This window comes from Klebsiella sp. 141153 (assembly GCF_032601995.1).
Lineage (GTDB): Bacteria > Pseudomonadota > Gammaproteobacteria > Enterobacterales > Enterobacteriaceae > Klebsiella > Klebsiella aerogenes.
Genome location: NZ_JAQIRJ010000004.1, coordinates 493986 through 517464 on the forward strand (window position 1 = coordinate 493986; position 23479 = coordinate 517464).

Here is a 23479-nt window from a genome sequence, read left to right on the forward strand (position 1 = left end):
AATGGAATTAGTATTGAAAGACGCGCAGAGCGCGCTGACTGTTTCCGAAACTACCTTCGGTCGTGATTTCAACGAAGCGCTGGTTCACCAGGTTGTTGTTGCTTATGCAGCTGGTGCGCGTCAGGGTACTCGTGCTCAGAAGACTCGTGCTGAAGTAACTGGTTCAGGCAAAAAGCCATGGCGCCAGAAAGGTACCGGCCGTGCGCGTTCAGGTTCTATCAAGAGCCCGATCTGGCGTTCCGGTGGCGTAACCTTCGCTGCTCGTCCGCAGGACCACAGTCAAAAAGTTAACAAGAAGATGTACCGCGGCGCGCTGAAAAGCATTCTGTCCGAACTGGTACGTCAGGATCGTCTGATCGTTGTCGAGAAGTTCTCTGTAGAAGCGCCTAAAACTAAGCTGCTGGCTCAGAAACTGAAAGACATGGCTCTGGAAGATGTGCTGATCATCACCGGTGAGCTGGACGAGAACCTGTTCCTGGCCGCACGTAACCTGCACAAGGTTGACGTACGCGATGCGACTGGTATCGACCCGGTTAGCCTGATCGCCTTCGACAAAGTCGTAATGACTGCTGATGCTGTTAAGCAAGTTGAGGAGATGCTGGCATGATTCGTGAAGAACGTCTGCTGAAGGTGCTGCGCGCACCGCACGTTTCTGAAAAAGCGTCTACTGCGATGGAAAAAACCAACACCATCGTTCTCAAAGTTGCTAAAGACGCGACCAAAGCAGAAATCAAAGCTGCTGTGCAGAAACTGTTTGAAGTCGAAGTCGAAGTCGTTAACACCCTGGTAGTTAAAGGGAAAGTTAAACGTCACGGACAGCGTATCGGTCGTCGTAGCGACTGGAAAAAAGCTTACGTCACCCTGAAGGAAGGCCAGAATCTGGACTTCGTCGGCGGCGCTGAGTAAGTCGGAGGAGTAATACAATGGCAGTTGTTAAATGTAAACCGACATCTCCGGGTCGTCGCCACGTTGTTAAAGTGGTCAACCCAGAGCTGCACAAGGGCAAACCTTTTGCTCCGCTGGTTGAAAAAAACAGCAAATCCGGCGGTCGTAACAACAATGGCCGTATCACCACTCGTCATATCGGTGGTGGTCACAAGCAGGCTTACCGTATTGTTGACTTCAAACGCAACAAAGATGGTATCCCGGCAGTTGTTGAACGTCTTGAGTACGATCCGAACCGTTCCGCGAACATCGCGCTGGTTCTGTACAAAGACGGTGAGCGCCGTTACATTCTGGCCCCGAAAGGCCTGAAAGCTGGCGACCAGATTCAGTCTGGCGTTGATGCTGCAATCAAAGCAGGCAACACCCTGCCGATGCGCAATATCCCGGTTGGTTCTACCGTTCATAACGTAGAAATGAAACCAGGTAAAGGCGGTCAGCTGGCTCGTTCCGCTGGTACTTACGTTCAGATCGTTGCTCGTGACGGTGCTTATGTCACCCTGCGTCTGCGTTCTGGTGAAATGCGTAAAGTCGAAGCAGACTGCCGCGCTACTCTGGGCGAAGTTGGCAATGCTGAGCATATGCTGCGCGTTCTGGGTAAAGCAGGTGCTGCACGCTGGCGTGGTGTTCGTCCTACCGTTCGCGGTACTGCGATGAACCCAGTCGATCACCCACATGGTGGTGGTGAAGGTCGTAACTTTGGTAAGCACCCGGTATCCCCGTGGGGCCTGCAGACCAAAGGTAAGAAGACCCGCAGCAACAAGCGTACTGATAAATTCATCGTACGTCGCCGTAGCAAATAATTTTAGAGGATAAGCCATGCCACGTTCTCTCAAGAAAGGTCCTTTTATTGACCTGCACTTGCTGAAGAAGGTAGAGAAAGCGGTGGAAAGCGGAGACAAGAAGCCCCTGCGCACTTGGTCCCGTCGTTCAACGATCTTTCCTAACATGATCGGTTTGACCATCGCTGTCCATAATGGTCGTCAGCACGTTCCAGTCTTTGTTTCCGACGAAATGGTTGGTCACAAACTGGGTGAATTCGCACCGACTCGTACTTATCGCGGCCACGCTGCTGATAAAAAAGCGAAGAAGAAATAAGGTAGGAGGAAGAGATGGAAACTTTAGCTCAACATCGCCATGCTCGTTCTTCTGCTCAGAAGGTTCGCCTTGTAGCTGACCTGATTCGCGGTAAGAAAGTGTCGCAGGCCCTGGATATTCTGACCTACACCAACAAAAAAGCTGCTGTACTGGTCAAGAAGGTACTGGAATCTGCCATTGCTAACGCTGAACACAACGATGGCGCTGACATTGATGATCTGAAAGTTGCGAAAATTTTCGTAGACGAAGGCCCGAGCATGAAGCGCATTATGCCGCGTGCTAAAGGTCGTGCAGATCGCATCCTGAAGCGCACCAGCCACATCACTGTGGTTGTGTCCGATCGCTGAGACTCTGGAGACTAGCAATGGGTCAGAAAGTACATCCTAATGGTATTCGCCTGGGTATTGTCAAACCATGGAACTCTACCTGGTTCGCGAACACCAAAGAATTCGCTGACAACCTGGACAGCGATTTTAAAGTACGTCAGTTCTTAACTAAAGAGCTGGCTAAAGCGTCTGTATCTCGCATCGTTATCGAGCGTCCGGCTAAGAGCATCCGTGTGACCATTCACACTGCTCGCCCGGGTATCGTTATCGGTAAGAAAGGCGAAGACGTAGAAAAACTGCGCAAGGTCGTAGCGGATATCGCTGGCGTTCCTGCACAGATCAATATTGCCGAAGTTCGTAAGCCTGAACTGGACGCTAAATTGGTTGCTGACAGCATCACTTCTCAGCTGGAACGTCGCGTTATGTTCCGTCGTGCTATGAAGCGTGCTGTACAGAACGCAATGCGTCTGGGCGCTAAAGGTATCAAAGTTGAAGTTAGCGGCCGTCTGGGCGGCGCGGAAATCGCACGTACCGAATGGTACCGTGAAGGTCGCGTACCGCTGCACACTCTGCGTGCTGACATCGACTACAACACCTCTGAAGCGCACACCACTTACGGTGTAATCGGCGTTAAGGTATGGATCTTCAAAGGTGAGATCCTGGGTGGTATGGCTGCTGTTGAACAACCGGAACCGGCTGCTCAACCTAAAAAGCAGCAGCGTAAAGGCCGTAAATAAGGAGCGTCGCTGATGTTACAACCAAAGCGTACAAAATTCCGTAAAGTGCACAAAGGCCGCAACCGTGGTCTGGCGCAGGGTACGGATGTTAGCTTCGGCACTTTCGGTCTGAAAGCTGTTGGCCGTGGTCGTCTGACTGCACGTCAGATCGAAGCAGCACGTCGTGCTATGACCCGTGCAGTTAAGCGTCAAGGTAAGATCTGGATCCGTGTATTCCCGGACAAACCGATCACCGAGAAGCCGCTGGAAGTTCGTATGGGTAAAGGTAAAGGTAACGTGGAGTACTGGGTTGCCTTGATTCAGCCGGGTAAAGTCCTTTATGAAATGGACGGCGTACCGGAAGAGCTGGCCCGTGAAGCATTCGGCCTGGCAGCAGCGAAACTGCCGATCAAAACCACCTTTGTAACTAAGACGGTGATGTAATGAAAGCAAAAGAGCTGCGTGAAAAAAGCGTTGAAGAGCTGAACGCTGAGCTGCTGAACCTGCTGCGTGAGCAGTTCAACCTGCGTATGCAGGCTGCAAGTGGCCAGCTGCAACAGACTCATCTGCTGAAGCAAGTGCGTCGTGATGTTGCACGCGTTAAGACTTTACTGACTCAGAAGGCGGGTGCGTAATGACCGATAAAATCCGTACTCTGCAAGGTCGCGTAGTTAGCGACAAAATGGAGAAATCCATTGTTGTTGCTATCGAACGTTTTGTGAAACACCCGATCTACGGTAAATTCATCAAACGTACGACCAAACTGCACGTACATGACGAGAACAACGAATGTGGTATCGGCGACAAGGTTGAAATCCGTGAATGCCGTCCACTGTCCAAGACTAAGTCCTGGACGCTGGTTCGCGTTGTAGAGAAAGCGGTTCTGTAATAGAGTACGCATTCTCAATACGAATAAACGGCTCAGCGATGGGCCGTTTATTTTTTCTACCCATATTGCAGAAGCGGTGTTATAATGCCGCGCCCTCGATATGGGGCTTTTTAACGACCCAGCTTTTGGGTCCCAGTAGTAGTTGACATTAGCGGAGCACTAAAATGATCCAAGAACAGACTATGCTGAACGTCGCCGACAACTCCGGTGCACGTCGCGTAATGTGTATCAAGGTTCTGGGTGGCTCGCACCGTCGCTACGCAGGCGTAGGCGACATCATCAAGATCACCATCAAAGAAGCAATTCCGCGTGGTAAGGTCAAGAAAGGTGATGTGCTGAAGGCGGTAGTGGTGCGCACCAAGAAGGGTGTTCGTCGCCCGGACGGTTCTGTCATTCGCTTCGATGGTAATGCATGCGTTATTTTAAACAATAACAGCGAGCAACCTATCGGTACGCGTATTTTTGGGCCGGTAACTCGTGAACTTCGTAACGAGAAGTTCATGAAAATTATCTCTCTGGCACCAGAAGTACTCTAAGGAGCGAATCATGGCAGCGAAAATCCGTCGTGATGACGAAGTTATCGTGTTAACCGGTAAAGATAAAGGTAAACGCGGTAAAGTTAAAAATGTCCTGTCTTCCGGCAAGGTCATTGTTGAAGGTATCAACCTGGTTAAGAAACATCAGAAGCCGGTTCCGGCCCTGAACCAACCAGGCGGCATCGTAGAGAAAGAAGCAGCTATTCAAGTCTCTAACCTTGCTATCTTCAACGCGGCAACCGGCAAGGCTGACCGTGTAGGCTTTAGATTCGAAGACGGCAAAAAAGTCCGTTTCTTCAAATCTAATAGCGAAACTATCAAGTAATTTGGAGTAGTACGATGGCGAAACTGCATGATTACTACAAAGACGAAGTAGTCGCTAAACTCATGACTGAGTTTAACTACAATTCTGTCATGCAAGTCCCTCGGGTCGAGAAGATCACCCTGAACATGGGTGTTGGTGAAGCGATCGCTGACAAGAAACTGCTGGATAACGCAGCAGCTGACCTGACAGCAATCTCCGGTCAAAAACCGCTGATCACCAAAGCACGCAAATCAGTTGCAGGCTTCAAAATCCGTCAGGGCTATCCGATCGGCTGTAAAGTAACTCTGCGCGGCGAGCGCATGTGGGAGTTCTTTGAGCGCCTGATCACTATTGCTGTACCGCGTATCCGTGACTTCCGTGGCTTGTCCGCTAAGTCTTTCGACGGTCGTGGTAACTACAGCATGGGTGTCCGTGAGCAGATCATCTTCCCAGAAATCGACTACGATAAAGTCGACCGCGTTCGTGGTTTGGATATTACCATTACCACTACTGCGAAATCTGATGAAGAAGGCCGCGCTCTGCTGGCTGCCTTTGACTTCCCGTTCCGCAAGTAAGGTAGGGTTACTTAATGGCTAAGCAATCAATGAAAGCACGCGAAGTAAAGCGCGTGGCTTTAGCTGATAAATTCTTCGCTAAACGCGCTGAACTGAAAGCTATCATCTCTGATGTGAACGCAACCGACGAAGATCGTTGGAACGCTGTTCTCAAGCTGCAGACTCTGCCGCGTGATTCCAGCCCGTCTCGTCAGCGTAATCGCTGCCGTCAAACAGGTCGTCCGCATGGTTTCCTGCGGAAGTTCGGGTTGAGCCGTATCAAGGTCCGTGAAGCCGCTATGCGCGGTGAAATCCCGGGTCTGAAAAAGGCTAGCTGGTAATTGTCACCAATTGAATCACGGGAGTAAAGACAGATGAGCATGCAAGATCCGATCGCGGATATGCTGACCCGTATCCGTAACGGTCAGGCCGCGAATAAAGCTGCGGTCACCATGCCTTCCTCCAAGCTGAAAGTGGCAATTGCCAACGTGCTGAAGGAAGAAGGCTTTATTGAAGATTTTAAAGTTGAAGGCGACATCAAGCCGGAACTGGAACTGACTCTTAAGTATTTCCAGGGTAAAGCTGTTGTAGAAAGCATTCAGCGTGTCAGCCGCCCAGGTCTGCGCATCTACAAACGTAAAGATGAGCTGCCGAAAGTTATGGCGGGTCTGGGTATCGCAGTTGTTTCTACCTCTAAAGGTGTTATGACTGATCGTGCAGCGCGCCAAGCTGGTCTTGGTGGCGAAATTATCTGCTACGTAGCCTAATCGGAGGAAAAAATGTCTCGTGTTGCTAAAGCACCGGTCGTTGTTCCTGCCGGCGTTGACGTTAAAGTCAACGGTCAGGTTATTACGATCAAAGGTAAGAATGGCGAGCTGACTCGTACTCTCAACGATGCTGTTGAAGTTAAACATGCAGATAATGCTCTGACCTTCGGTCCGCGTGATGGTTACGTAGACGGATGGGCTCAGGCTGGTACCGCGCGTGCCCTGCTGAACTCAATGGTTATCGGTGTTACCGAAGGCTTCACTAAAAAGCTTCAGCTGGTTGGTGTAGGCTATCGTGCAGCGGTCAAAGGGGATGTAGTAAACCTGGCTTTAGGTTTCTCTCATCCTGTTGAACATAAGCTGCCGGCCGGTATCACTGCAGAATGTCCGACTCAAACTGAAATCGTGCTGAAAGGCGCTGATAAGCAGGTGATCGGCCAGGTTGCAGCAGATCTGCGCGCCTACCGTCGTCCTGAGCCTTACAAAGGCAAGGGTGTTCGTTACGCCGACGAAGTCGTGCGTACCAAAGAGGCTAAGAAGAAGTAAGGTAACACTATGGATAAGAAATCTGCTCGTATCCGTCGTGCGACCCGCGCACGCCGCAAGCTCCAGGAGCTGGGTGCAACTCGCCTGGTGGTACATCGTACCCCGCGTCATATTTACGCACAGGTAATTGCTCCGAATGGTTCTGAAGTTCTGGTAGCTGCTTCTACTGTAGAAAAAGCTATCTCTGAACAACTGAAGTACACCGGTAACAAAGACGCGGCTGCAGCTGTGGGTAAAGCTGTTGCTGAACGCGCTCTGGAAAAAGGCATCAAAGATGTTTCCTTTGACCGTTCCGGGTTCCAATATCATGGTCGTGTCCAGGCACTGGCAGATGCTGCCCGTGAAGCTGGCCTTCAGTTCTAAGGTAGAGGTGTAAGATGGCTCACATCGAAAAACAAGCTGGCGAACTGCAGGAAAAGCTGATCGCGGTTAACCGCGTATCTAAAACCGTTAAAGGTGGTCGTATTTTCTCCTTCACAGCTCTGACTGTAGTTGGTGACGGTAACGGTCGCGTAGGTTTTGGTTACGGTAAAGCGCGTGAAGTTCCAGCAGCGATCCAGAAAGCGATGGAAAAAGCCCGTCGCAATATGATTAACGTCGCGCTGAATACTGGCACCCTGCAGCACCCGGTTAAGGGTACTCACACGGGTTCTCGTGTATTCATGCAGCCGGCTTCCGAAGGTACCGGTATCATCGCCGGTGGTGCAATGCGCGCCGTTCTGGAAGTCGCTGGGGTTCGTAACGTTCTGGCTAAAGCATATGGTTCCACCAACCCGATCAACGTGGTTCGTGCAACTATTGATGGCCTGGAAAATATGAAGTCTCCAGATATGGTCGCTGCCAAGCGTGGTAAATCCGTTGAAGAAATTCTGGGGAAATAAACCATGGCAAAGACTATTAAAATTACTCAAACCCGCAGTGCAATCGGTCGTTTGCCGAAACACAAGGCAACGCTGCTTGGCCTGGGTCTGCGTCGTATTGGTCACACCGTAGAGCGCGAGGATACTCCTGCTGTTCGTGGTATGGTCAACGCGGTTTCCTTCATGGTTAAAGTTGAGGAGTAAGAGATGCGTTTAAATACTCTGTCTCCGGCCGAAGGCTCCAAAAAGGCGGGTAAACGCCTGGGTCGTGGTATCGGTTCTGGCCTCGGTAAAACCGGTGGTCGTGGTCACAAAGGTCAGAACTCTCGTTCTGGCGGTGGCGTACGTCGCGGTTTCGAGGGTGGTCAGATGCCACTGTACCGTCGTCTGCCGAAATTCGGCTTCACTTCTCGTAAAGCAATGATCACCGCAGAAGTTCGTCTGTCTGATCTGGCTCACGTAGAAGGCGATGTGGTAGACCTGAACACGCTGAAAGCGGCTAACATTATCGGTATCCAGATCGAGTTCGCGAAAGTGATCCTGTCTGGTGAGGTAACTCGTCCGGTAACTGTTCGTGGCCTGCGCGTGACTAAAGGCGCTCGTGCTGCTATCGAAGCTGCTGGCGGTAAAATTGAGGAATAAGTAGCAGATGGCTAAACAACCGGGATTAGATTTTCAAAGTGCCAAAGGTGGAATTGGCGAACTGAAACGCAGACTTCTGTTTGTTATCGGTGCGCTGATTGTGTTCCGTATTGGCTCTTTTATTCCGATCCCTGGTATTGATGCCACTGTACTTGCCAAACTGCTTGAGCAACAGCGAGGCACCATCATTGAAATGTTTAACATGTTCTCTGGTGGTGCTCTCAGCCGTGCTTCTATCTTTGCTCTGGGGATCATGCCGTATATTTCGGCGTCGATCATTGTCCAGCTGCTGACCGTTGTTTATCAACCGCTGGCAGAACTGAAGAAAGAAGGGGAGTCTGGTCGTCGTAAGATCAGCCAGTACACCCGCTACGGTACTCTGGTGCTGGCTATATTCCAGTCGATCGGTATTGCTACCGGTCTGCCGAATATGCCTGGTATGCAGGGCCTGGTGATTAATCCGGGCTTTGCATTCTATTTCACCGCTGTTGTTAGTCTGGTCACAGGGACTATGTTCCTGATGTGGCTCGGCGAACAGATCACCGAACGCGGTATCGGAAACGGTATCTCGATCCTGATCTTCGCCGGGATCGTTGCGGGACTCCCGCCGGCCATCGCCCATACTATCGAGCAAGCGCGTCAAGGCGACCTGCACTTCCTCCTGTTGCTGTTGGTTGCAGTATTAGTATTTGCAGTGACCTTCTTCGTTGTATTCGTTGAACGTGGTCAACGCCGCATTGTGGTAAACTACGCTAAGCGTCAACAGGGTCGTCGTGTCTATGCTGCACAGAGCACACATTTACCGCTGAAAGTGAATATGGCGGGGGTAATCCCGGCAATTTTCGCTTCCAGTATTATTCTGTTCCCGGCGACCATCACGTCATGGTTCGGGGGCGGTACTGGTTGGAACTGGCTGACAACAATTTCGCTGTATTTGCAGCCTGGGCAACCGCTTTATGTGTTACTCTATGCGTCTGCAATCATCTTCTTCTGTTTCTTCTACACGGCGTTGGTTTTCAACCCGCGTGAAACAGCAGATAACCTGAAGAAGTCCGGTGCATTTGTACCAGGAATTCGTCCGGGAGAACAAACGGCGAAGTATATCGATAAAGTAATGACCCGCCTGACTCTGGTCGGTGCGTTGTATATCACTTTTATCTGCCTGATCCCGGAGTTCATGCGTGATGCAATGAAAGTGCCGTTCTACTTCGGTGGAACCTCGCTGCTTATTGTTGTCGTCGTGATTATGGACTTTATGGCTCAAGTGCAAACTCTGATGATGTCTAGTCAGTATGAGTCTGCATTGAAGAAGGCGAACCTGAAAGGCTACGGCCGCTAACTGGTCGCCCGAGAAGTTACGGAGAGTAAAAATGAAAGTTCGTGCTTCCGTCAAGAAATTATGCCGTAACTGCAAAATCGTTAAGCGTGATGGTGTCATCCGTGTGATTTGCAGTGCCGAGCCAAAGCATAAACAGCGCCAAGGCTGATTTATTCGCATATTTTTCTTGCAAAGTTGGGTTGAGCTGGCTAGATTAGCCAGCCAATCTTTTGTATGTCTGTACGTTTCCATTTGAGTATCCTGAAAACGGGCTTTTCAGCATGGTACGTACATATTAAATAGTAGGAGTGCATAGTGGCCCGTATAGCAGGCATTAACATTCCTGATCAGAAACATACCGTAATTGCTTTAACCGCAATTTTTGGTATCGGCAAGACCCGCTCTAAAGCCATCTGCGCTGAAACGGGTATCGCTGAAAATGTTAAGATCAGTGAGCTGTCTGAAGAACAGATTGATTCTCTGCGTGAAGCAGTAGGTAAATTTGTCGTTGAAGGTGATCTGCGCCGTGAAATCACCCTTAGCATCAAGCGTCTGATGGACCTTGGTTGCTACCGTGGTTTACGCCATCGTCGTGGTCTTCCGGTTCGCGGTCAGCGTACTAAGACCAACGCACGTACCCGTAAGGGTCCGCGTAAACCGATCAAGAAATAATCGGGGTGATTGAATAATGGCAAAGGCACCAGTTCGTGCACGTAAGCGTGTAAGAAAACAAGTCTCTGATGGCGTGGCTCATATCCATGCTTCTTTTAACAACACCATCGTTACCATCACTGATCGTCAGGGTAACGCGCTGGGTTGGGCAACAGCCGGTGGTTCCGGTTTCCGTGGTTCTCGCAAATCCACTCCGTTTGCAGCTCAGGTTGCAGCAGAGCGTTGCGCAGAAGCCGTAAAAGAATACGGCATCAAGAATCTGGAAGTTATGGTTAAAGGTCCGGGTCCAGGTCGCGAATCTACTATTCGTGCACTGAACGCCGCTGGTTTCCGCATCACTAATATTACTGATGTGACTCCGATCCCTCATAACGGTTGTCGTCCGCCGAAAAAACGTCGCGTATAACGCCTCGTTTCTAGGATTGTTGGAGAAAGAAAATGGCAAGATATTTGGGTCCTAAGCTCAAGCTGAGCCGTCGTGAGGGCACTGACTTATTCCTTAAGTCTGGCGTTCGCGCGATCGATACCAAGTGTAAAATTGAACAAGCTCCTGGCCAGCACGGTGCGCGTAAGCCGCGTCTGTCTGACTATGGTGTGCAGTTGCGTGAAAAGCAAAAAGTTCGCCGTATGTACGGTGTGCTGGAGCGTCAGTTCCGTAACTACTATAAAGAAGCAGCACGTCTGAAAGGCAACACCGGTGAAAACCTGTTGGCTCTGCTGGAAGGTCGTCTGGACAACGTTGTATACCGTATGGGCTTCGGCGCCACTCGTGCTGAAGCACGCCAGCTGGTTAGCCACAAGGCTATCATGGTAAACGGTCGTGTTGTTAACATCGCTTCTTATCAGGTAAAAGCGAATGACGTTGTTAGCATCCGTGAGAAAGCGAAAAAGCAATCTCGCGTGAAAGCCGCTCTGGAGCTGGCTGAGCAGCGTGAAAAGCCAACCTGGCTGGAAGTTGATGCTGGCAAGATGGAAGGTACGTTCAAGCGTCAGCCGGAGCGTTCTGATCTGTCTGCGGACATTAACGAACACCTGATCGTCGAGCTTTACTCCAAGTAAAGCTTAGTACCAAAGAGAGGACACAATGCAGGGTTCTGTGACAGAGTTTCTAAAACCGCGCCTGGTCGATATCGAGCAAGTGAGTTCGACGCACGCCAAGGTGACCCTTGAGCCTTTAGAGCGTGGCTTCGGCCATACTCTGGGTAACGCACTGCGCCGTATTCTGCTCTCATCGATGCCGGGTTGCGCGGTGACCGAGGTTGAGATTGATGGTGTACTGCACGAGTACAGCACCAAAGAAGGCGTTCAGGAAGACATCCTTGAAATCCTGCTCAACCTGAAAGGGCTGGCGGTGAGAGTTCAGGGTAAAGATGAAGTCATCCTTACTTTGAATAAATCTGGCATTGGCCCTGTGACTGCAGCCGACATTACCCACGACGGTGATGTCGAAATCGTCAAGCCGCAGCACGTGATCTGCCACCTGACCGATGAGAACGCATCTATTAGCATGCGCATCAAAGTTCAGCGCGGTCGCGGTTATGTGCCGGCTTCTGCCCGAATTCATTCGGAAGAAGATGAGCGCCCAATCGGCCGTCTGCTGGTCGACGCCTGCTACAGCCCTGTAGAGCGTATTGCCTACAATGTTGAAGCCGCGCGTGTTGAGCAGCGTACCGACCTGGACAAGCTGGTCATCGAGATGGAAACCAACGGCACAATCGATCCTGAAGAGGCGATTCGTCGTGCGGCAACCATTCTGGCTGAACAACTGGAAGCTTTCGTTGACTTACGTGATGTACGTCAGCCGGAAGTGAAAGAAGAGAAACCAGAGTTCGATCCGATCCTGCTGCGCCCTGTTGACGATCTGGAATTGACTGTCCGCTCTGCTAACTGCCTCAAGGCAGAAGCTATCCACTATATCGGTGATCTGGTACAGCGTACCGAGGTTGAGTTGCTGAAAACGCCGAACCTGGGTAAAAAATCTCTTACCGAGATTAAAGACGTGCTGGCTTCACGTGGTCTGTCTCTGGGCATGCGCCTGGAAAACTGGCCGCCGGCAAGCATTGCTGACGAGTAACCGGATCACAGGTTAAGGTTTTACTGAGAAGGATAAGGTCATGCGCCATCGTAAGAGTGGTCGTCAACTGAACCGCAACAGCAGCCATCGCCAGGCTATGTTCCGTAACATGGCAGGTTCGCTGGTTCGTCATGAGATCATCAAGACGACCCTGCCGAAAGCGAAAGAACTGCGTCGCGTAGTTGAGCCGCTGATTACTCTTGCCAAGACTGATAGCGTTGCTAATCGTCGTCTGGCATTCGCCCGCACTCGTGATAACGAGATCGTGGCAAAACTGTTTAACGAGCTGGGCCCGCGTTTCGCGAGCCGCGCCGGTGGTTACACTCGCATTCTGAAGTGTGGCTTCCGTGCAGGCGACAACGCGCCGATGGCATACATCGAGCTGGTTGATCGTGCTGAGCTGAAAGCAGAAGCTGCTGCAGAGTAATCTGTAGTAACGTAAAAAAACCCGCCCCGGCGGGTTTTTTTATATCTACCGCCACCCCACTTCATTACACTATCTGTACTCTTTTTGTTCATCCCTGGGAGCCGTATAATGTGGTTACTGGACCAGTGGGCAGAACGCCACATCCTCGACGCACAATCTAAAGGCGAGTTTGATAATCTGACGGGCAGCGGCGAACCGCTGGCGCTGGATGATGATTCACATGTGCCGCCGGAACTACGCGCCGGTTACCGCTTATTAAAAAATGCCGGCTGTTTACCACCTGAACTCGAGTTACGTAGAGATGCCATGGCGTTGAGCGACCTACTCAAGACCGTTGAGCATGACGACCCGCGGTATGCCGAGTTAAACCGTCGCTTGACTCTGTTTGAGCTGAAATTACGTCAGGCAGGGATGAATACCGATTTTCTACGCGGTGATTATGCCGATAGACTGTGGCACAAAATGAACGAGGAGTAGCTATGTATCGTATTGGCGAGCTGGCCAAACTGGCTGATGTCACCCCGGATACCATCCGCTATTATGAAAAGCAGCAAATGATGGATCACGACATCCGCACTGAAGGCGGTTTTCGCCTCTATTCGGATAACGATCTGCAGCGACTGCGTTTTATCCGTTATGCCCGGCAATTAGGCTTTACACTAGAGTCGATCCGCGAACTGTTATCGATCCGTATCGATCCCGAACATCATACTTGCCAGGAGTCTAAAGGGATCGTCCAGGCCCGGCTAAGTGAAGTCGAAGCGCGTATTAAAGAACTGGAAACGATGCGGCGTTCTTTACAGCGGCTGAATGATGCCTGCTGCGGCACGGCGCACAGTAGCGTTTACTGCTCAATTCTTGAAGCTTTAGAGCAAGGCGCCAGCGGTAGCCATGCCGGGCGTTGATTTTTTCCGCGCGCGGATCTACACTCGCGCCGAATTCATACATTCACTGGAGTTACTATGAGTCGCTATCAGCATACCAAAGGGCAAATTAAAGATAATGCGATTGAGGCATTACTGCATGACCCATTATTCAGACAGCGCGTTGAGAAAAATAAGAAAGGGAAAGGAAGCTATCAACGTAAAGAAAAACATGCAGGACGTAATGACCGGGAGGCCAGCGGCAAGCAAGCGAATCGCTTTTTTACCACTGGCCTTCTGCTTTCTGTGTGCTGATTAAGAACGGTTATTTTGTTCTTTTAACAGATCGCGGATTTCACTCAGAAGTACTTCTTCTTTGCTCGGCGCCGGAGCGGCAGGCGCTTCTTCTTTCTTACGGTTCAGTTTATTCATCAGTTTGATCGCCATGAAAATCGCGAAGGCGACGATGATGAAATCGAAGACGTTCTGAATAAACACGCCATAATGCATGACAACGGCCGGGACATCTCCCTGCGCATCGCGTAGCGTAACGGCGAACTGTTTAAAGTCGATCCCGCCAATGAGCAAACCCAGCGGAGGCATAATAATATCGGCCACTAAAGACGATACAATTTTACCGAATGCTGCACCAATGATGACACCCACTGCCAAATCGACAACATTCCCGCGCATTGCGAATTCGCGGAATTCTTTTAACATACCCATTTTACTCTCCTTGAGCCAGCTGACATTGATAAGTTTATCAAATGTATTTCCATTTTCCATTGCTGTTGAATAATTGCCGGAAAATATTATCCATTGATAAATAAGGGATAATAAAAAGGCGTCTGAGCGACGCCCATTGTAATTACAGGAAGAACGGGCTCGGCTGGAATAGTCTCTCAACGTCGGAGATAAATTTCTTGTCGGTCAGGAACATAATTACGTGGTCGCCTTGCTCAATACGTAAATTATTATTGGCGATCATTACGTCATTACCGCGCACTACCGCGCCAATAATCGTTCCCGGCGGCAGTTTAATTTCATCAATTGAACGGCCAACTACCCGAGAGGTGCTTTCATCGCCATGCGCGACGGCCTCAATCGCTTCGGCAACGCCGCGGCGTAGCGACGAAACACCGACAATATCAGCTTTACGTACGTGGCTCAGCAGTGCAGAAATAGTGGCTTGCTGCGGCGATATAGCAATATCAATCACGCTTCCCTGAACCAGATCGACATAAGCGCGACGCTGGATCAGCACCATGACCTTCTTCGCGCCCATCCGCTTGGCCAGCATTGCCGACATGATATTGGCTTCGTCATCATTGGTGACGGCAATAAAGAGATCGACTTGATCGATATGCTCTTCCGCCAGTAACTCTTGATCCGACGCATCGCCATAAAAGACGATCGTATTCTGCAGCTTTTCGGCAAGCTCAGCGGCACGCTGTTGATCGCGCTCGATCAACTTCACGCTGTAGTCTTTCTCCAGGCGGTGCGCGAGACCCGCGCCGATGTTGCCGCCGCCGACCAGCATAATGCGCTTGTAGGGTTTCTCCAGACGTTGGAGTTCGCTCATTACTGCGCGAATATGTTGCGATGCGGCGATAAAGAAGACTTCGTCGCCAGCTTCAACGATGGTTGATCCCTGTGGGCGAATTGGTCGGTCGTGGCGGAAAATTGCCGCAACGCGCGTGTCGATGTGCGGCATATGTTCACGCATCGTTGATAGTGCATTACCGACCAGTGGTCCACCGTAATAAGCCTTCACAACGGCCAGGCTCACTTTCCCTTCAGCGAAGTTCACTACCTGAAGCGCGCCCGGATATTCAATCAGACGGTAGATGTTATCGATGACTAATTGCTCCGGAGCAATCAGATGGTCAATTGGTACCGCTTCTGAATGAAAAAGTTTATCGGCATCGCGAACGTAATCCGGTGAACGAATTCGGGCGATACGATTCGGCGTATTAAACAGCGAATAGGCGACCTGACAGGCCACCATGTTGGTCTCATCTGAGCTGGTCACGGCGACCAGCATATCGGCATCATCGGCGCCAGCTTCACGCAGCACGCGCGGATGAGAACCGTGGCCCTGAACGACGCGGAGATCGAACTTATCCTGCAGACCGCGCAAACGGTCGCCATTGGTATCGACCAGGGTAATATCGTTGTTTTCGCCGACGAGATTTTCCGCCAGCGTGCCGCCTACCTGTCCGGCGCCAAGAATAATAATCTTCATCAGCAGTGACCCATTAATTCCGCTTTTTGATTAGCTTAGCGTAAAAGAAGCCATCGCCTTCTTCCGCCCCTGGCAGATTTTGCTGACCCGGGTTTTCCGGCGTCCCTGTCTCATGGAGTTCGGCATCTCTGGTACGGGCCAGGAAGGCGGCGATCTGTTGGCTATTCTCTTCCGGCAAAATAGAGCATGTCGCATAGACCAGCGTACCGCCCGGTTTCAGATGAGCCCAGGTGGCATCGAGAATTTCTGCCTGTAATTGCGCCAGCTCGGCGATATCGCGATCCCGGCGCAGCCATTTAATATCCGGATGGCGACGGATAACGCCGGTGGCCGAACATGGCGCATCAAGCAAAATACGGTCGAACTGCTCATCGCCGCACCACTGTTCAGGATAGCGGCCATCGCCCTGTTTCACTTCCGCTTTCATACCCAGACGTTTCAGGTTGTCATAGACACGAGACAGACGCTGCTGGTCGATGTCGACCGCCATTAGATTTGCCTGCGGCGCGACTTCCAGAATATGCGTCGTCTTGCCGCCCGGCGCCGCACAGAGATCGAGAATGCGCTCGCCGTTTTCCGGTTGCAAGTAGCGCATGCAGCCCTGAGCTGAGGCGTCCTGAACGGTGACCCAGCCTTCTTCAAATCCCGGTAACGCATGGACCGGGGCCGGGGAGGCAAGACGGACGGCATCCGGATAGTCCGGGTGAGCGAAACCCTGTAAACCCGCGTCTTCCAGCAGAGAGAGCCATTCATCTCGCGAATGATGACTGCGATTCACACGCAGCCACATTGGCGGGCGTAAATTATTAGCTGACACAATATCCTGCCATTGTTCCGGCCAGGCCTGCTGCAGACGTTTAAGCAGCCATTTAGGATGGAGATACCGGTTCTCATGCTGGGCGAATTCGGCCAGCAGCTCTTCCTGTTGGCGCTGAAACTGGCGTAATACGCCATTGATAAGCCCTTTAAGCTGCGGACGCTTAATTGCCACCGCGCCTTCCACCGTTTCCGCCAGCGCGGCGTGCGGGGGAATTCGCGTATAAAGTAGCTGATACAGGCCGACCATGATCAGGAAATGTACGGTACGCTGTTTGCCGGTCATCGGACGCGCCATTAGTTTACCAATCAGCCACTCGAGTTGGCTTAAGGTACGCAAGACGCCGAAGCACAGCTCCTGCAGCAGCGCTTTGTCTTTTTCGCTCACTTTTTGCTGAAGCGGCGGCAGAACATTGCTTAAAGACTGGCCTTTCTCTACGACCTGCTCAATAGCCTGGGCTGCCAGGCTGCGTAAATTACTATTCTTTTTCATAAGCGCAAAAATAAAAATGCCCGGCGAACCCGGGCTTTAGAAGAGAAGTGCGTCAGGCAAGGCGGTTTCCGGGGATAAACCATTCCCGGCGAGAGTTCAGTAAATCCTGGGCACTCATCGCTTTTTTCCCTGCCGGCTGCAGTGATTCCAGATTCAGAATACCGTTGCCGGTGGCAACCTGGATCCCTTGCTTGGTTGCTGCAACGATAGTGCCTGGCTCTGCGTTGGCGGATTCTGCAATAACGGATGCATGCCACACCTTCACTGGTTGCTCATCGATTTCCAGCCAGCTCATTGGCCAGGGATTAAATGCGCGGATACAGCGTTCGAGCTGTTCTGCGGAAAGCGACCAATCAATACGGGCCTCTTCCTTACTCAGCTTCTCGGCGTAACTGACTAGCGATTCGTCCTGAACTTCAGGCTCTGCGCTACCATCGGCCAGCTGCGCTAAGGTCGCCAGTAGACCCTCTGGGCCAAGGTCGGCCAGCTTATCGTACAGGCTACCGCTGGTATCTTCCGCGGTAATCGGGCAGGAGAGCTTATACAGCATGTCGCCGGTATCAAGACCGACGTCCATCTGCATGATGGTGACACCGGTTTCGGCATCGCCAGCCCATAGCGAACGCTGAATCGGCGCTGCGCCGCGCCAGCGAGGAAGCAGGGAGCCGTGAACGTTAATGCAGCCCAAACGCGGCATTTCAAGAACCGCTTTCGGCAGGATCAGTCCATAAGCCACGACGACCATAACATCGGCGTTAAGATCGGCAATCAGTTGCTGATTTTCCTGCGGACGTAGGGAGGATGGCTGGAAGACCGGTAGATTGTTGGCTTCAGCCAGCACTTTTACCGGGCTCGGCATCAATTTTTTGCCGCGACCAGCAGGGCGGTCGGGCTGAGTAAATACGCCAACCACCTGATGTTCAGACGACAACAGCGCGTCAAGGTGACGCGCTGCAAAGTCGGGGGTTCCGGCGAAAATGATACGTAGTGTTTGTGACACGTTAATCCTTGTTATCAGGCACGGGCGCGTAAACGATCCAGTTTCTCAACTTTCTGGCGAATGCGCTGCTGTTTGAGCGGCGACAGATAGTCAATGAACAGCTTACCGACCAGGTGATCCATTTCATGCTGGATACAGATAGCCAACAAGCCATCAGCTTCCAGCTCGAAAGCGTTGCCTTCACGGTCCAACGCGCGGATTTTTACGGTTTCGGCACGTGGAACCAGCGCACGTTGTTCCGGAATCGACAGGCAACCTTCTTCAATGCCGGTTTCGCCGTCCTTTTCGAGTAGCTCTGGGTTGATGAGCACCAGGCGCTCTTCACGGTTTTCCGAGACATCAATAACGATAATACGCTGATGGATATCCACCTGCGTGGCGGCCAGACCAATACCTTCTTCAGCGTACATCGTGTCGAACATATCATCGACGATACGCTGAATTTCTGCATTCACTTCTTTGACCGGCTCGGCGACTTTGCGAAGGCGCTCGTCCGGAATATGTAACACTTGCAAAACTGCCATAAAGATCCAGAGTCGTATTCAGTAGTTGATAAGATTATTACCTCTATTCTAGACAAAACCCCCTCTAATTGACAGTCTCGCTAACCAATCACAAGGATTGGCTGAGCCGCTAATGGCAGGGGGAACGGATGACGCCCACGGAGATTTGGTTGCGTCTGATGCGGGTGAATAACCTGTACGGCGATAAAATGGTATTTGTTGCGCGATGGCTGGCTGGCGCAGGTCATGCGGATAATGAAACGTTGCATGAGGCCGGTTTAACTAAAGCGCAGGCAATGCAGTTTCTTGCCTCTAAGCAACAGGAGATTGACGCCTCACTGCAATGGTTAGAGCAACCAGAACATCATTTGCTTTCAGCGGATCATGCACGTTACCCGCCGCAGCTACGCGCTATCGACGATTATCCCGGCGCGCTGCTGGTGAGCGGTAATGTTGATCTCTTGTGTAGCCGACAGTTGGCGATCATTGGGAGCCGCGCGCACTCGTGGTACGGCGCGCGGTGGGGAAAGGCATTCAGTGAAGCGCTAGCGCGGTATGGCTTGACCATTACTAGCGGTCTGGCGTTGGGGATTGACGGCATTGCCCATCGCGGGGCGTTGGCGGTAAAGGGAAAAACCATCGCCGTATTAGGCAATGGTTTATCTGATATCTATCCGCACCGGCATCGGGCTTTAGCAAAGCAGATCGAGGAAAGCGGCGGCGCGCTACTTTCCGAATTTCCTCTCTCTGCGCGACCGTTACCGGGGAATTTCCCACGCCGCAACCGGATTATCAGCGGGTTAAGCGCTGGGGTTCTGGTGATAGAGGCCGCCTTGAAAAGCGGTTCCCTGGTAACTGTCCGCTGCGCGCTGGAACAGGGTAGAGATGTATTTGCCCTGCCTGGGCCAATTGGCAATCCTGGCTCTGAAGGGCCGCACTGGCTGATAAAGCAGGGAGCGGTTCCCGTTACCGCACCGGAAGAGATCCTTGAGTATTGGCAATATGAGCTGTCAGCGCGGGAAGAGACCGCTGATTTGCTAAATAATTACGCAGATCAGCCCCCTGTAGCATTGCCATTTCCAGAGCTCCTGGCTAACGTAGGAGATGAGGTAACACCTGTTGACGTTGTCGCTGAACGTGCCGGCCAATCTGTGCCAGTAACCGTAGCTCAGCTACTTGAACTGGAGTTAGCAGGCTGGATCGCAGCTGTACCCGGCGGCTATGTCCGATTAAGGAGGGCAAGCCATGTTCGACGTACTCATGTATTTGTTTGAGACTTATATCCATAACGAAGCAGAAATGCGCGTGGATCAGGACAAACTGACGCGGGATCTGACCGATGCAGGTTTTGAGCGGGAAGACATCTATAACGCGTTAATGTGGCTCGAGAAACTGGCTGATTATCAGGAAGGTCTCGTTGAACCCATGCAGCTCGCCTCCGACCCGCTCTCTCTTCGGGTATATACCGATGAAGAGTGCCAGCGTCTGGATGCCAGCTGTCGAGGATTTTTACTCTTCCTCGAGCAGATCCAGGTGTTGAACCTCGAAACGCGAGAAATGGTGATAGAGCGCGTACTGGCGCTGGATACGGCAGAGTTTGAACTGGAAGACCTGAAATGGGTGATCCTGATGGTTCTGTTTAATATTCCGGGCTGTGAAAACGCCTATCAGCAAATGGAAGAATTACTCTTCGAAGTAAATGAAGGTATGCTGCATTAATCTTATTGCAGCAACATCGAGTTGTTATGACCAAATCAGCACTGTTTTCGGTGCGTAAAAACGAGCCCTGCCCGCAGTGCGGGGCCGAACTGGTGATTCGTTCCGGGAAACATGGCCCGTTTCTCGGCTGTTCTCACTATCCGGACTGTGACTATGTCCGTCCCCTGAAAAGTCAGGCGGATGGACATATCGTCAAGGTACTGGAGGGGCAAGAGTGCCCATCTTGCGGCGCTGTTATGGTGTTACGCCAGGGGCGCTTTGGTATGTTCATCGGCTGCAGTCGTTATCCCGAATGCGAACATACCGAGCTGATTGATAAACCTGATGAGACCGCTATCGCGTGTCCGCAATGCGGACAGGGTCATCTGGTGCAGCGTCGCTCCCGTTTCGGTAAAACCTTTCACTCCTGCGATCGCTACCCTGATTGCCAGTTCGTTATTAATTTTAAACCGGTGGCGGGCGAATGCCCTGAATGCCATTACCCGCTATTAATAGAAAAGAAAACGGCGCAGGGCGTTAAACGCTTTTGCGCCAGTAAACAATGTGGAAAGCCGATCCCGGCGGAACAAATAAGTGAATAAAAACCTGCCCTCAGAAACCGTCGCACAGGCTGTGGCGGTACTGAATAATGAACATGTTATCGCCTATCCAACCGAAGCGGTATTTGGCGTTGGTTGCGATCCGGATAGCGAAACGGCCGTGATGCGTCTTCTGGCGTTAAAACAGCGCCCTGTTGAAAAGGGACTGATTCTTATCGCCGCCAGCTTTGAACAGTTGGAACCGTATATTGATGATTCCCGATTAAGCGACGCCCAGCGTGAAGCTATCTTTTCCTGTTGGCCCGGCCCGGTGACGTTCGTGTTCCCGGCGCGTCCGGATACTCCACGCTGGTTGACGGGGCGCTTTGATTCGCTGGCCGTGCGCGTTACCGATCATCCACTGGTAATTGAATTATGTGAAGCCTACGGAAAGCCGCTGGTCTCAACGAGCGCCAACTTAACCGGTCAGCCGCCGTGCCGGACTACTGCTGAAGTACGTGCCCAGTTTGGCGATAGTTTCCCGGTGGTGGATGGCGCAACGGGCGGGCGGCAAAACCCATCTGAAATCCGTGATGCCCTGACGGGTGAACAGTTCCGCCAGGGGTAATTTATGGAAACTTATGCCGTTTTTGGTAACCCTATAGCGCATAGCAAGTCGCCTTCCATTCATCAGTTGTTTGCCGAACAGTTACATATTGCGCACCCCTACGGTCGGGTACTGGCGCCATTAGATGATTTTGTGAATACCCTGGACGCTTTTTTCAACACGGGCGGTAAGGGCGCTAACGTGACCGTTCCCTTTAAAGAGGAAGCTTTTGCCCGTGCCGATGAACTCACTGAACGCGCCGCGCTGGCTGGTGCAGTCAATACGTTGAAGCGCCTGGAAGATGGCCGTCTGCTTGGCGACAATACGGATGGCATAGGGTTATTAAGCGATTTAGAGCGCCTGGGGTTTATCAAACCTGGTATGAGGATTTTATTGATTGGCGCAGGCGGCGCATCGCGTGGTGTATTGTTACCGCTGCTCTCTTTAGATTGCGCGGTCACTATTGTTAACCGTACTTTTTCCCGCGCTCATGAGCTGGCAACGCTTTTTGCTCATACCGGCAGCGTTAGCGCGTTACCGCTGGATAAACTGGAAGGCCACCAGTTTGACCTCATTATTAACGCGACGTCCAGCGGTATAAGTGGCGATATCCCGGCAATACCTTCCTCGTTAATTCATGCCGACGTTTACTGCTATGACATGTTTTATCAGAAAGGAAATACGCCATTTCTGCATTGGTGCCAGCAGTATGGCGCTAAAAAACTGGCGGATGGATTAGGTATGCTGGTGGCTCAGGCCGCACATGCCGTTCTGCTGTGGCACGGTACGCTACCGGAAATTGCTCCGGTAATTGCCGTTTTACATCAGGAACTGAATGCGTGAACCAGGCGATCCAATTTCCCGATAGAGAAGAGTGGGACGCTGAACGGCAATGCATCCTATTCCCGGCGCTGGTCAATGGTATGCAGTTAACCTGCGCTATTCGGAGTAAGACACTGCAGCAACGATTCGGTGGCGATGAGCCAGCGCAGTGGCTGGCTCTATTTAGTGAACATCGCTGGGATCTGGAAGATGAAGCGGAAGCGCTAATTCGCGATCGGCAAGAAGACCCTCAGGGTTGGGTCTGGTTTTCCTGATCCAGGTAGTCGTCTTTCCACTTCACATAGTTGTTGGCTGAATACTTCAGCCCTGCATATTCCGCCTCCGTCAGGGGGCGGATTTGTTTTACCGGATTGCCAAAGTAGAGGTATCCGCTTTCCAGACGCTTGTTTTGCGGAACCAGGCTGCCGGCGCCGATCATCACGTCATCCTCTACTACCACGCCATCCAGCAGAATTGACCCCATTCCGACAAGAATGCGATTGCCGATAGTGCAACCGTGCAGCATGACCTTATGCCCGACGGTAACATCCTCACCGATGAGCAGCGGATTACCTTCAGGGTTATAAGAAGACTTGTGGGTGACATGCAGGACGCTGCCGTCCTGAATATTCGAACGTGCGCCGATTGACACATAGTTCACGTCGCCGCGGATGGCGACCAGTGGCCAAATGCTTACATCATCGGCAATTCTGACGTCGCCTATCACAACGCTGCTGGGATCCACCATCACCCGCAGACCGATTTGGGGAAATAATTCTTTATAAGGACGTATATTACTGGACATGGCTGCCTCAACATCAGGGTAGATAAGCAGACTTTGGTAGCTTTCAGGCGCTCCCGCAACCCCTTTTTCTGATAAAAATTGAGCTATTTGAGCAATAACAGCGCGAAAAGCGCGAAAAACCATCATTCAGAAAAAAAGATCGAAAAAAGGCTTGTGCAAAAAAATGGGATCCCTATAATGCGCACCCACTGACACGGCAGATGTGAATCACTTCACACAAACAGCCGGTTCGGTTGAAGAGAAAAATTCTGAAATTCAGGGTTGACTCTGAAAGAGGAAAGCGTAATATACGCCACCTCGCGACAGAGCGCTAAAGCGCGTCGCAACTGCTCTTTAACAATTTATCAGACAATCTGTGTGGGCACTCAAAGTGACATGGATTCTTAACGTCCTCGGACGAAAAATGAATACCAAGTC

General features: G+C 51.5%; 41 protein-coding genes. 35 read left to right on the forward strand and 6 right to left on the reverse strand.

Going from position 1 to position 23479, the window contains the following annotated elements; all coding sequences use genetic code 11:
- Position 1: 1 nt before the first annotated feature.
- The 29 genes from rplD to PGS10_RS11010 all read left to right on the forward strand — a co-directional run bounded on the left by rplD (position 2) and on the right by PGS10_RS11010 (position 13849).
- The gene (gene rplD, locus PGS10_RS10870) at positions 2-607 is read left to right on the forward strand and encodes a 50S ribosomal protein L4 (protein WP_000424395.1); all 606 of its coding nucleotides are present in this window, start codon (positions 2-4) and stop codon (positions 605-607) included.
- A complete protein-coding gene (rplW, locus tag PGS10_RS10875; RefSeq protein ID WP_000617546.1) occupies positions 604-906 on the forward strand; it encodes a 50S ribosomal protein L23 in 303 nt (100 codons plus the stop codon). Before rplD ends, rplW begins: the two co-directional genes overlap by 4 nt.
- Before the next feature lie 17 nt (positions 907-923).
- Positions 924-1745, forward strand: coding sequence for a 50S ribosomal protein L2 (rplB, locus tag PGS10_RS10880; RefSeq protein WP_015369423.1), 822 nt, complete (start codon positions 924-926; stop codon positions 1743-1745).
- A 16-nt stretch (positions 1746-1761) separates the two neighbouring features.
- Complete coding sequence (gene rpsS, locus PGS10_RS10885) at positions 1762-2040, forward strand: 30S ribosomal protein S19 (protein ID WP_001138115.1); 279 nt, start codon at positions 1762-1764, stop codon at positions 2038-2040.
- A gap of 14 nt (positions 2041-2054) precedes the next feature.
- Positions 2055-2387: a 50S ribosomal protein L22 gene (gene rplV, locus PGS10_RS10890; RefSeq protein ID WP_002919773.1), complete on the forward strand. Its 333-nt coding sequence runs from the start codon at positions 2055-2057 to the stop codon at positions 2385-2387.
- 17 nt (positions 2388-2404) lie between these two features.
- Positions 2405-3103, forward strand: a complete 699-nt coding sequence (gene rpsC, locus PGS10_RS10895; protein WP_002919766.1) for a 30S ribosomal protein S3 — start codon at positions 2405-2407, stop codon at positions 3101-3103.
- 12 nt (positions 3104-3115) lie between these two features.
- On the forward strand, positions 3116-3526 hold the full coding sequence (gene rplP / locus PGS10_RS10900) for a 50S ribosomal protein L16 (protein WP_002919759.1): 411 nt from the start codon (positions 3116-3118) through the stop codon (positions 3524-3526).
- Positions 3526-3717 (forward strand): 50S ribosomal protein L29, encoded by a 192-nt coding sequence (rpmC, locus tag PGS10_RS10905; RefSeq protein WP_002919754.1) that lies wholly within the window; start codon positions 3526-3528, stop codon positions 3715-3717. Before rplP ends, rpmC begins: the two co-directional genes overlap by 1 nt.
- Complete coding sequence (rpsQ, locus tag PGS10_RS10910) at positions 3717-3971, forward strand: 30S ribosomal protein S17 (protein WP_002438707.1); 255 nt, start codon at positions 3717-3719, stop codon at positions 3969-3971. Before rpmC ends, rpsQ begins: the two co-directional genes overlap by 1 nt.
- Positions 3972-4135: 164 nt before the next feature.
- Positions 4136-4507 carry a 50S ribosomal protein L14 gene (gene rplN, locus PGS10_RS10915; RefSeq protein WP_000613954.1) on the forward strand — a complete coding sequence of 124 codons (372 nt, stop codon included), beginning with the start codon at positions 4136-4138 and terminating at the stop codon, positions 4505-4507.
- A 10-nt stretch (positions 4508-4517) separates the two neighbouring features.
- Positions 4518-4832: a 50S ribosomal protein L24 gene (gene rplX, locus PGS10_RS10920; RefSeq protein ID WP_015369424.1), complete on the forward strand. Its 315-nt coding sequence runs from the start codon at positions 4518-4520 to the stop codon at positions 4830-4832.
- Positions 4833-4846: 14 nt separating this feature from the next.
- Positions 4847-5386 carry a 50S ribosomal protein L5 gene (gene rplE / locus PGS10_RS10925; protein WP_003031123.1) on the forward strand — a complete coding sequence of 180 codons (540 nt, stop codon included), beginning with the start codon at positions 4847-4849 and terminating at the stop codon, positions 5384-5386.
- A gap of 14 nt (positions 5387-5400) precedes the next feature.
- Complete coding sequence (rpsN, locus tag PGS10_RS10930) at positions 5401-5706, forward strand: 30S ribosomal protein S14 (protein WP_002919667.1); 306 nt, start codon at positions 5401-5403, stop codon at positions 5704-5706.
- 33 nt (positions 5707-5739) lie between these two features.
- Entirely contained in the window at positions 5740-6132 is a 393-nt protein-coding gene (gene rpsH, locus PGS10_RS10935; RefSeq protein WP_008807048.1) for a 30S ribosomal protein S8, read from the forward strand.
- Between the two features lie 12 nt (positions 6133-6144).
- Positions 6145-6678 carry a 50S ribosomal protein L6 gene (gene rplF, locus PGS10_RS10940; RefSeq protein ID WP_008807049.1) on the forward strand — a complete coding sequence of 178 codons (534 nt, stop codon included), beginning with the start codon at positions 6145-6147 and terminating at the stop codon, positions 6676-6678.
- Positions 6679-6687: 9 nt separating this feature from the next.
- Positions 6688-7041, forward strand: a complete 354-nt coding sequence (rplR, locus tag PGS10_RS10945; RefSeq protein ID WP_006817270.1) for a 50S ribosomal protein L18 — start codon at positions 6688-6690, stop codon at positions 7039-7041.
- A 14-nt stretch (positions 7042-7055) separates the two neighbouring features.
- The gene (rpsE, locus tag PGS10_RS10950) at positions 7056-7559 is read left to right on the forward strand and encodes a 30S ribosomal protein S5 (RefSeq protein WP_015703641.1); all 504 of its coding nucleotides are present in this window, start codon (positions 7056-7058) and stop codon (positions 7557-7559) included.
- A gap of 3 nt (positions 7560-7562) precedes the next feature.
- Positions 7563-7742, forward strand: a complete 180-nt coding sequence (rpmD, locus tag PGS10_RS10955) for a 50S ribosomal protein L30 (protein WP_001140434.1) — start codon at positions 7563-7565, stop codon at positions 7740-7742.
- Positions 7743-7745: 3 nt separating this feature from the next.
- Positions 7746-8180 carry a 50S ribosomal protein L15 gene (gene rplO / locus PGS10_RS10960; RefSeq protein ID WP_015369426.1) on the forward strand — a complete coding sequence of 145 codons (435 nt, stop codon included), beginning with the start codon at positions 7746-7748 and terminating at the stop codon, positions 8178-8180.
- Positions 8181-8187: 7 nt separating this feature from the next.
- The gene (gene secY / locus PGS10_RS10965) at positions 8188-9519 is read left to right on the forward strand and encodes a preprotein translocase subunit SecY (RefSeq protein ID WP_015703640.1); all 1332 of its coding nucleotides are present in this window, start codon (positions 8188-8190) and stop codon (positions 9517-9519) included.
- Between the two features lie 31 nt (positions 9520-9550).
- Positions 9551-9667, forward strand: coding sequence for a 50S ribosomal protein L36 (rpmJ, locus tag PGS10_RS10970; protein ID WP_000868187.1), 117 nt, complete (start codon positions 9551-9553; stop codon positions 9665-9667).
- Positions 9668-9813: 146 nt separating this feature from the next.
- On the forward strand, positions 9814-10170 hold the full coding sequence (gene rpsM / locus PGS10_RS10975) for a 30S ribosomal protein S13 (RefSeq protein WP_015369429.1): 357 nt from the start codon (positions 9814-9816) through the stop codon (positions 10168-10170).
- Positions 10171-10186: 16 nt separating this feature from the next.
- Complete coding sequence (rpsK, locus tag PGS10_RS10980; protein ID WP_004388621.1) at positions 10187-10576, forward strand: 30S ribosomal protein S11; 390 nt, start codon at positions 10187-10189, stop codon at positions 10574-10576.
- A 32-nt stretch (positions 10577-10608) separates the two neighbouring features.
- The gene (gene rpsD / locus PGS10_RS10985) at positions 10609-11229 is read left to right on the forward strand and encodes a 30S ribosomal protein S4 (protein WP_002919224.1); all 621 of its coding nucleotides are present in this window, start codon (positions 10609-10611) and stop codon (positions 11227-11229) included.
- A 25-nt stretch (positions 11230-11254) separates the two neighbouring features.
- On the forward strand, positions 11255-12244 hold the full coding sequence (locus PGS10_RS10990) for a DNA-directed RNA polymerase subunit alpha (protein WP_002438685.1): 990 nt from the start codon (positions 11255-11257) through the stop codon (positions 12242-12244).
- Positions 12245-12284: 40 nt separating this feature from the next.
- Positions 12285-12671 (forward strand): 50S ribosomal protein L17, encoded by a 387-nt coding sequence (gene rplQ, locus PGS10_RS10995; RefSeq protein WP_004868344.1) that lies wholly within the window; start codon positions 12285-12287, stop codon positions 12669-12671.
- Between the two features lie 108 nt (positions 12672-12779).
- Positions 12780-13148: a DUF1992 domain-containing protein gene (locus PGS10_RS11000; RefSeq protein ID WP_047078581.1), complete on the forward strand. Its 369-nt coding sequence runs from the start codon at positions 12780-12782 to the stop codon at positions 13146-13148.
- A 2-nt stretch (positions 13149-13150) separates the two neighbouring features.
- Positions 13151-13576, forward strand: a complete 426-nt coding sequence (zntR, locus tag PGS10_RS11005; protein WP_015369432.1) for a Zn(2+)-responsive transcriptional regulator — start codon at positions 13151-13153, stop codon at positions 13574-13576.
- A gap of 57 nt (positions 13577-13633) precedes the next feature.
- Entirely contained in the window at positions 13634-13849 is a 216-nt protein-coding gene (locus PGS10_RS11010) for an alternative ribosome-rescue factor A (protein WP_045397936.1), read from the forward strand.
- Here PGS10_RS11010 and mscL read toward each other — a convergent pair whose 3' ends face one another.
- The 5 genes from mscL to def all read right to left on the reverse strand — a co-directional run bounded on the left by mscL (position 13850) and on the right by def (position 18612).
- Positions 13850-14260 carry a large-conductance mechanosensitive channel protein MscL gene (mscL, locus tag PGS10_RS11015; protein ID WP_015369434.1) on the reverse strand — a complete coding sequence of 137 codons (411 nt, stop codon included), beginning with the start codon at positions 14258-14260 and terminating at the stop codon, positions 13850-13852.
- A 142-nt stretch (positions 14261-14402) separates the two neighbouring features.
- Positions 14403-15779, reverse strand: coding sequence for a Trk system potassium transporter TrkA (gene trkA, locus PGS10_RS11020; RefSeq protein ID WP_015369435.1), 1377 nt, complete (start codon positions 15777-15779; stop codon positions 14403-14405).
- Between the two features lie 13 nt (positions 15780-15792).
- Positions 15793-17088: a 16S rRNA (cytosine(967)-C(5))-methyltransferase RsmB gene (gene rsmB, locus PGS10_RS11025; protein ID WP_047047073.1), complete on the reverse strand. Its 1296-nt coding sequence runs from the start codon at positions 17086-17088 to the stop codon at positions 15793-15795.
- Between the two features lie 52 nt (positions 17089-17140).
- Entirely contained in the window at positions 17141-18088 is a 948-nt protein-coding gene (gene fmt / locus PGS10_RS11030; RefSeq protein ID WP_047047075.1) for a methionyl-tRNA formyltransferase, read from the reverse strand.
- A gap of 14 nt (positions 18089-18102) precedes the next feature.
- Positions 18103-18612, reverse strand: a complete 510-nt coding sequence (def, locus tag PGS10_RS11035) for a peptide deformylase (protein ID WP_045397945.1) — start codon at positions 18610-18612, stop codon at positions 18103-18105.
- A gap of 128 nt (positions 18613-18740) precedes the next feature.
- Here def and dprA point away from each other — a divergent pair, with 128 nt between their 5' ends.
- The 6 genes from dprA to PGS10_RS11065 are packed head-to-tail and all read left to right on the forward strand — an operon-like array spanning position 18741 to position 22532.
- Entirely contained in the window at positions 18741-19865 is a 1125-nt protein-coding gene (gene dprA / locus PGS10_RS11040) for a DNA-protecting protein DprA (protein WP_316422861.1), read from the forward strand.
- Entirely contained in the window at positions 19837-20310 is a 474-nt protein-coding gene (gene smg / locus PGS10_RS11045) for a DUF494 family protein Smg (protein ID WP_015369440.1), read from the forward strand. Before dprA ends, smg begins: the two co-directional genes overlap by 29 nt.
- A 26-nt stretch (positions 20311-20336) precedes the next feature.
- Positions 20337-20891 (forward strand): DNA topoisomerase family protein, encoded by a 555-nt coding sequence (locus PGS10_RS11050; protein ID WP_015369441.1) that lies wholly within the window; start codon positions 20337-20339, stop codon positions 20889-20891.
- On the forward strand, positions 20884-21456 hold the full coding sequence (gene tsaC / locus PGS10_RS11055) for an L-threonylcarbamoyladenylate synthase type 1 TsaC (RefSeq protein WP_316422863.1): 573 nt from the start codon (positions 20884-20886) through the stop codon (positions 21454-21456). The genes PGS10_RS11050 and tsaC overlap by 8 nt, the downstream gene beginning before the upstream one ends.
- 3 nt (positions 21457-21459) lie before the next feature.
- Positions 21460-22278 carry a shikimate dehydrogenase gene (gene aroE, locus PGS10_RS11060; RefSeq protein ID WP_047047081.1) on the forward strand — a complete coding sequence of 273 codons (819 nt, stop codon included), beginning with the start codon at positions 21460-21462 and terminating at the stop codon, positions 22276-22278.
- Entirely contained in the window at positions 22275-22532 is a 258-nt protein-coding gene (locus PGS10_RS11065) for a DUF1488 domain-containing protein (RefSeq protein ID WP_047078584.1), read from the forward strand. Before aroE ends, PGS10_RS11065 begins: the two co-directional genes overlap by 4 nt.
- Here PGS10_RS11065 and PGS10_RS11070 read toward each other — a convergent pair.
- Positions 22508-23062 (reverse strand): gamma carbonic anhydrase family protein, encoded by a 555-nt coding sequence (locus tag PGS10_RS11070; protein WP_047078585.1) that lies wholly within the window; start codon positions 23060-23062, stop codon positions 22508-22510. The two genes, PGS10_RS11065 and PGS10_RS11070, sit on opposite strands and share 25 nt — an antisense overlap.
- Positions 23063-23479 lie beyond the last annotated feature (417 nt).

Excerpts from the sequence above, each read along its gene's own strand:
- rplD (WP_000424395.1), top strand. The coding sequence starts at position 2 with ATGGAATTAGTATTGAAAGACGCGCAGAGCGCGCTGACTGTTTCCGAA.
- rplW (WP_000617546.1), top strand. The coding sequence starts at position 604 with ATGATTCGTGAAGAACGTCTGCTGAAGGTGCTGCGCGCACCGCACGTT.
- rplB (WP_015369423.1), top strand. The coding sequence starts at position 924 with ATGGCAGTTGTTAAATGTAAACCGACATCTCCGGGTCGTCGCCACGTT.
- rpsS (WP_001138115.1), top strand. The coding sequence starts at position 1,762 with ATGCCACGTTCTCTCAAGAAAGGTCCTTTTATTGACCTGCACTTGCTG.
- rplV (WP_002919773.1), top strand. The coding sequence starts at position 2,055 with ATGGAAACTTTAGCTCAACATCGCCATGCTCGTTCTTCTGCTCAGAAG.
- rpsC (WP_002919766.1), top strand. The coding sequence starts at position 2,405 with ATGGGTCAGAAAGTACATCCTAATGGTATTCGCCTGGGTATTGTCAAA.
- rplP (WP_002919759.1), top strand. The coding sequence starts at position 3,116 with ATGTTACAACCAAAGCGTACAAAATTCCGTAAAGTGCACAAAGGCCGC.
- rpmC (WP_002919754.1), top strand. The coding sequence starts at position 3,526 with ATGAAAGCAAAAGAGCTGCGTGAAAAAAGCGTTGAAGAGCTGAACGCT.
- rpsQ (WP_002438707.1), top strand. The coding sequence starts at position 3,717 with ATGACCGATAAAATCCGTACTCTGCAAGGTCGCGTAGTTAGCGACAAA.
- rplN (WP_000613954.1), top strand. The coding sequence starts at position 4,136 with ATGATCCAAGAACAGACTATGCTGAACGTCGCCGACAACTCCGGTGCA.
- rplX (WP_015369424.1), top strand. The coding sequence starts at position 4,518 with ATGGCAGCGAAAATCCGTCGTGATGACGAAGTTATCGTGTTAACCGGT.
- rplE (WP_003031123.1), top strand. The coding sequence starts at position 4,847 with ATGGCGAAACTGCATGATTACTACAAAGACGAAGTAGTCGCTAAACTC.
- rpsN (WP_002919667.1), top strand. The coding sequence starts at position 5,401 with ATGGCTAAGCAATCAATGAAAGCACGCGAAGTAAAGCGCGTGGCTTTA.
- rpsH (WP_008807048.1), top strand. The coding sequence starts at position 5,740 with ATGAGCATGCAAGATCCGATCGCGGATATGCTGACCCGTATCCGTAAC.
- rplF (WP_008807049.1), top strand. The coding sequence starts at position 6,145 with ATGTCTCGTGTTGCTAAAGCACCGGTCGTTGTTCCTGCCGGCGTTGAC.
- rplR (WP_006817270.1), top strand. The coding sequence starts at position 6,688 with ATGGATAAGAAATCTGCTCGTATCCGTCGTGCGACCCGCGCACGCCGC.
- rpsE (WP_015703641.1), top strand. The coding sequence starts at position 7,056 with ATGGCTCACATCGAAAAACAAGCTGGCGAACTGCAGGAAAAGCTGATC.
- rpmD (WP_001140434.1), top strand. The coding sequence starts at position 7,563 with ATGGCAAAGACTATTAAAATTACTCAAACCCGCAGTGCAATCGGTCGT.
- rplO (WP_015369426.1), top strand. The coding sequence starts at position 7,746 with ATGCGTTTAAATACTCTGTCTCCGGCCGAAGGCTCCAAAAAGGCGGGT.
- secY (WP_015703640.1), top strand. The coding sequence starts at position 8,188 with ATGGCTAAACAACCGGGATTAGATTTTCAAAGTGCCAAAGGTGGAATT.
- rpmJ (WP_000868187.1), top strand. The coding sequence starts at position 9,551 with ATGAAAGTTCGTGCTTCCGTCAAGAAATTATGCCGTAACTGCAAAATC.
- rpsK (WP_004388621.1), top strand. The coding sequence starts at position 10,187 with ATGGCAAAGGCACCAGTTCGTGCACGTAAGCGTGTAAGAAAACAAGTC.
- rpsD (WP_002919224.1), top strand. The coding sequence starts at position 10,609 with ATGGCAAGATATTTGGGTCCTAAGCTCAAGCTGAGCCGTCGTGAGGGC.
- PGS10_RS10990 (WP_002438685.1), top strand. The coding sequence starts at position 11,255 with ATGCAGGGTTCTGTGACAGAGTTTCTAAAACCGCGCCTGGTCGATATC.
- rplQ (WP_004868344.1), top strand. The coding sequence starts at position 12,285 with ATGCGCCATCGTAAGAGTGGTCGTCAACTGAACCGCAACAGCAGCCAT.
- PGS10_RS11000 (WP_047078581.1), top strand. The coding sequence starts at position 12,780 with ATGTGGTTACTGGACCAGTGGGCAGAACGCCACATCCTCGACGCACAA.
- zntR (WP_015369432.1), top strand. The coding sequence starts at position 13,151 with ATGTATCGTATTGGCGAGCTGGCCAAACTGGCTGATGTCACCCCGGAT.
- PGS10_RS11010 (WP_045397936.1), top strand. The coding sequence starts at position 13,634 with ATGAGTCGCTATCAGCATACCAAAGGGCAAATTAAAGATAATGCGATT.
- mscL (WP_015369434.1), bottom strand. The coding sequence starts at position 14,260 with ATGGGTATGTTAAAAGAATTCCGCGAATTCGCAATGCGCGGGAATGTT.
- trkA (WP_015369435.1), bottom strand. The coding sequence starts at position 15,779 with ATGAAGATTATTATTCTTGGCGCCGGACAGGTAGGCGGCACGCTGGCG.
- rsmB (WP_047047073.1), bottom strand. The coding sequence starts at position 17,088 with ATGAAAAAGAATAGTAATTTACGCAGCCTGGCAGCCCAGGCTATTGAG.
- def (WP_045397945.1), bottom strand. The coding sequence starts at position 18,612 with ATGGCAGTTTTGCAAGTGTTACATATTCCGGACGAGCGCCTTCGCAAA.
- dprA (WP_316422861.1), top strand. The coding sequence starts at position 18,741 with ATGACGCCCACGGAGATTTGGTTGCGTCTGATGCGGGTGAATAACCTG.
- smg (WP_015369440.1), top strand. The coding sequence starts at position 19,837 with ATGTTCGACGTACTCATGTATTTGTTTGAGACTTATATCCATAACGAA.
- PGS10_RS11050 (WP_015369441.1), top strand. The coding sequence starts at position 20,337 with ATGACCAAATCAGCACTGTTTTCGGTGCGTAAAAACGAGCCCTGCCCG.
- aroE (WP_047047081.1), top strand. The coding sequence starts at position 21,460 with ATGGAAACTTATGCCGTTTTTGGTAACCCTATAGCGCATAGCAAGTCG.
- PGS10_RS11070 (WP_047078585.1), bottom strand. The coding sequence starts at position 23,062 with ATGTCCAGTAATATACGTCCTTATAAAGAATTATTTCCCCAAATCGGT.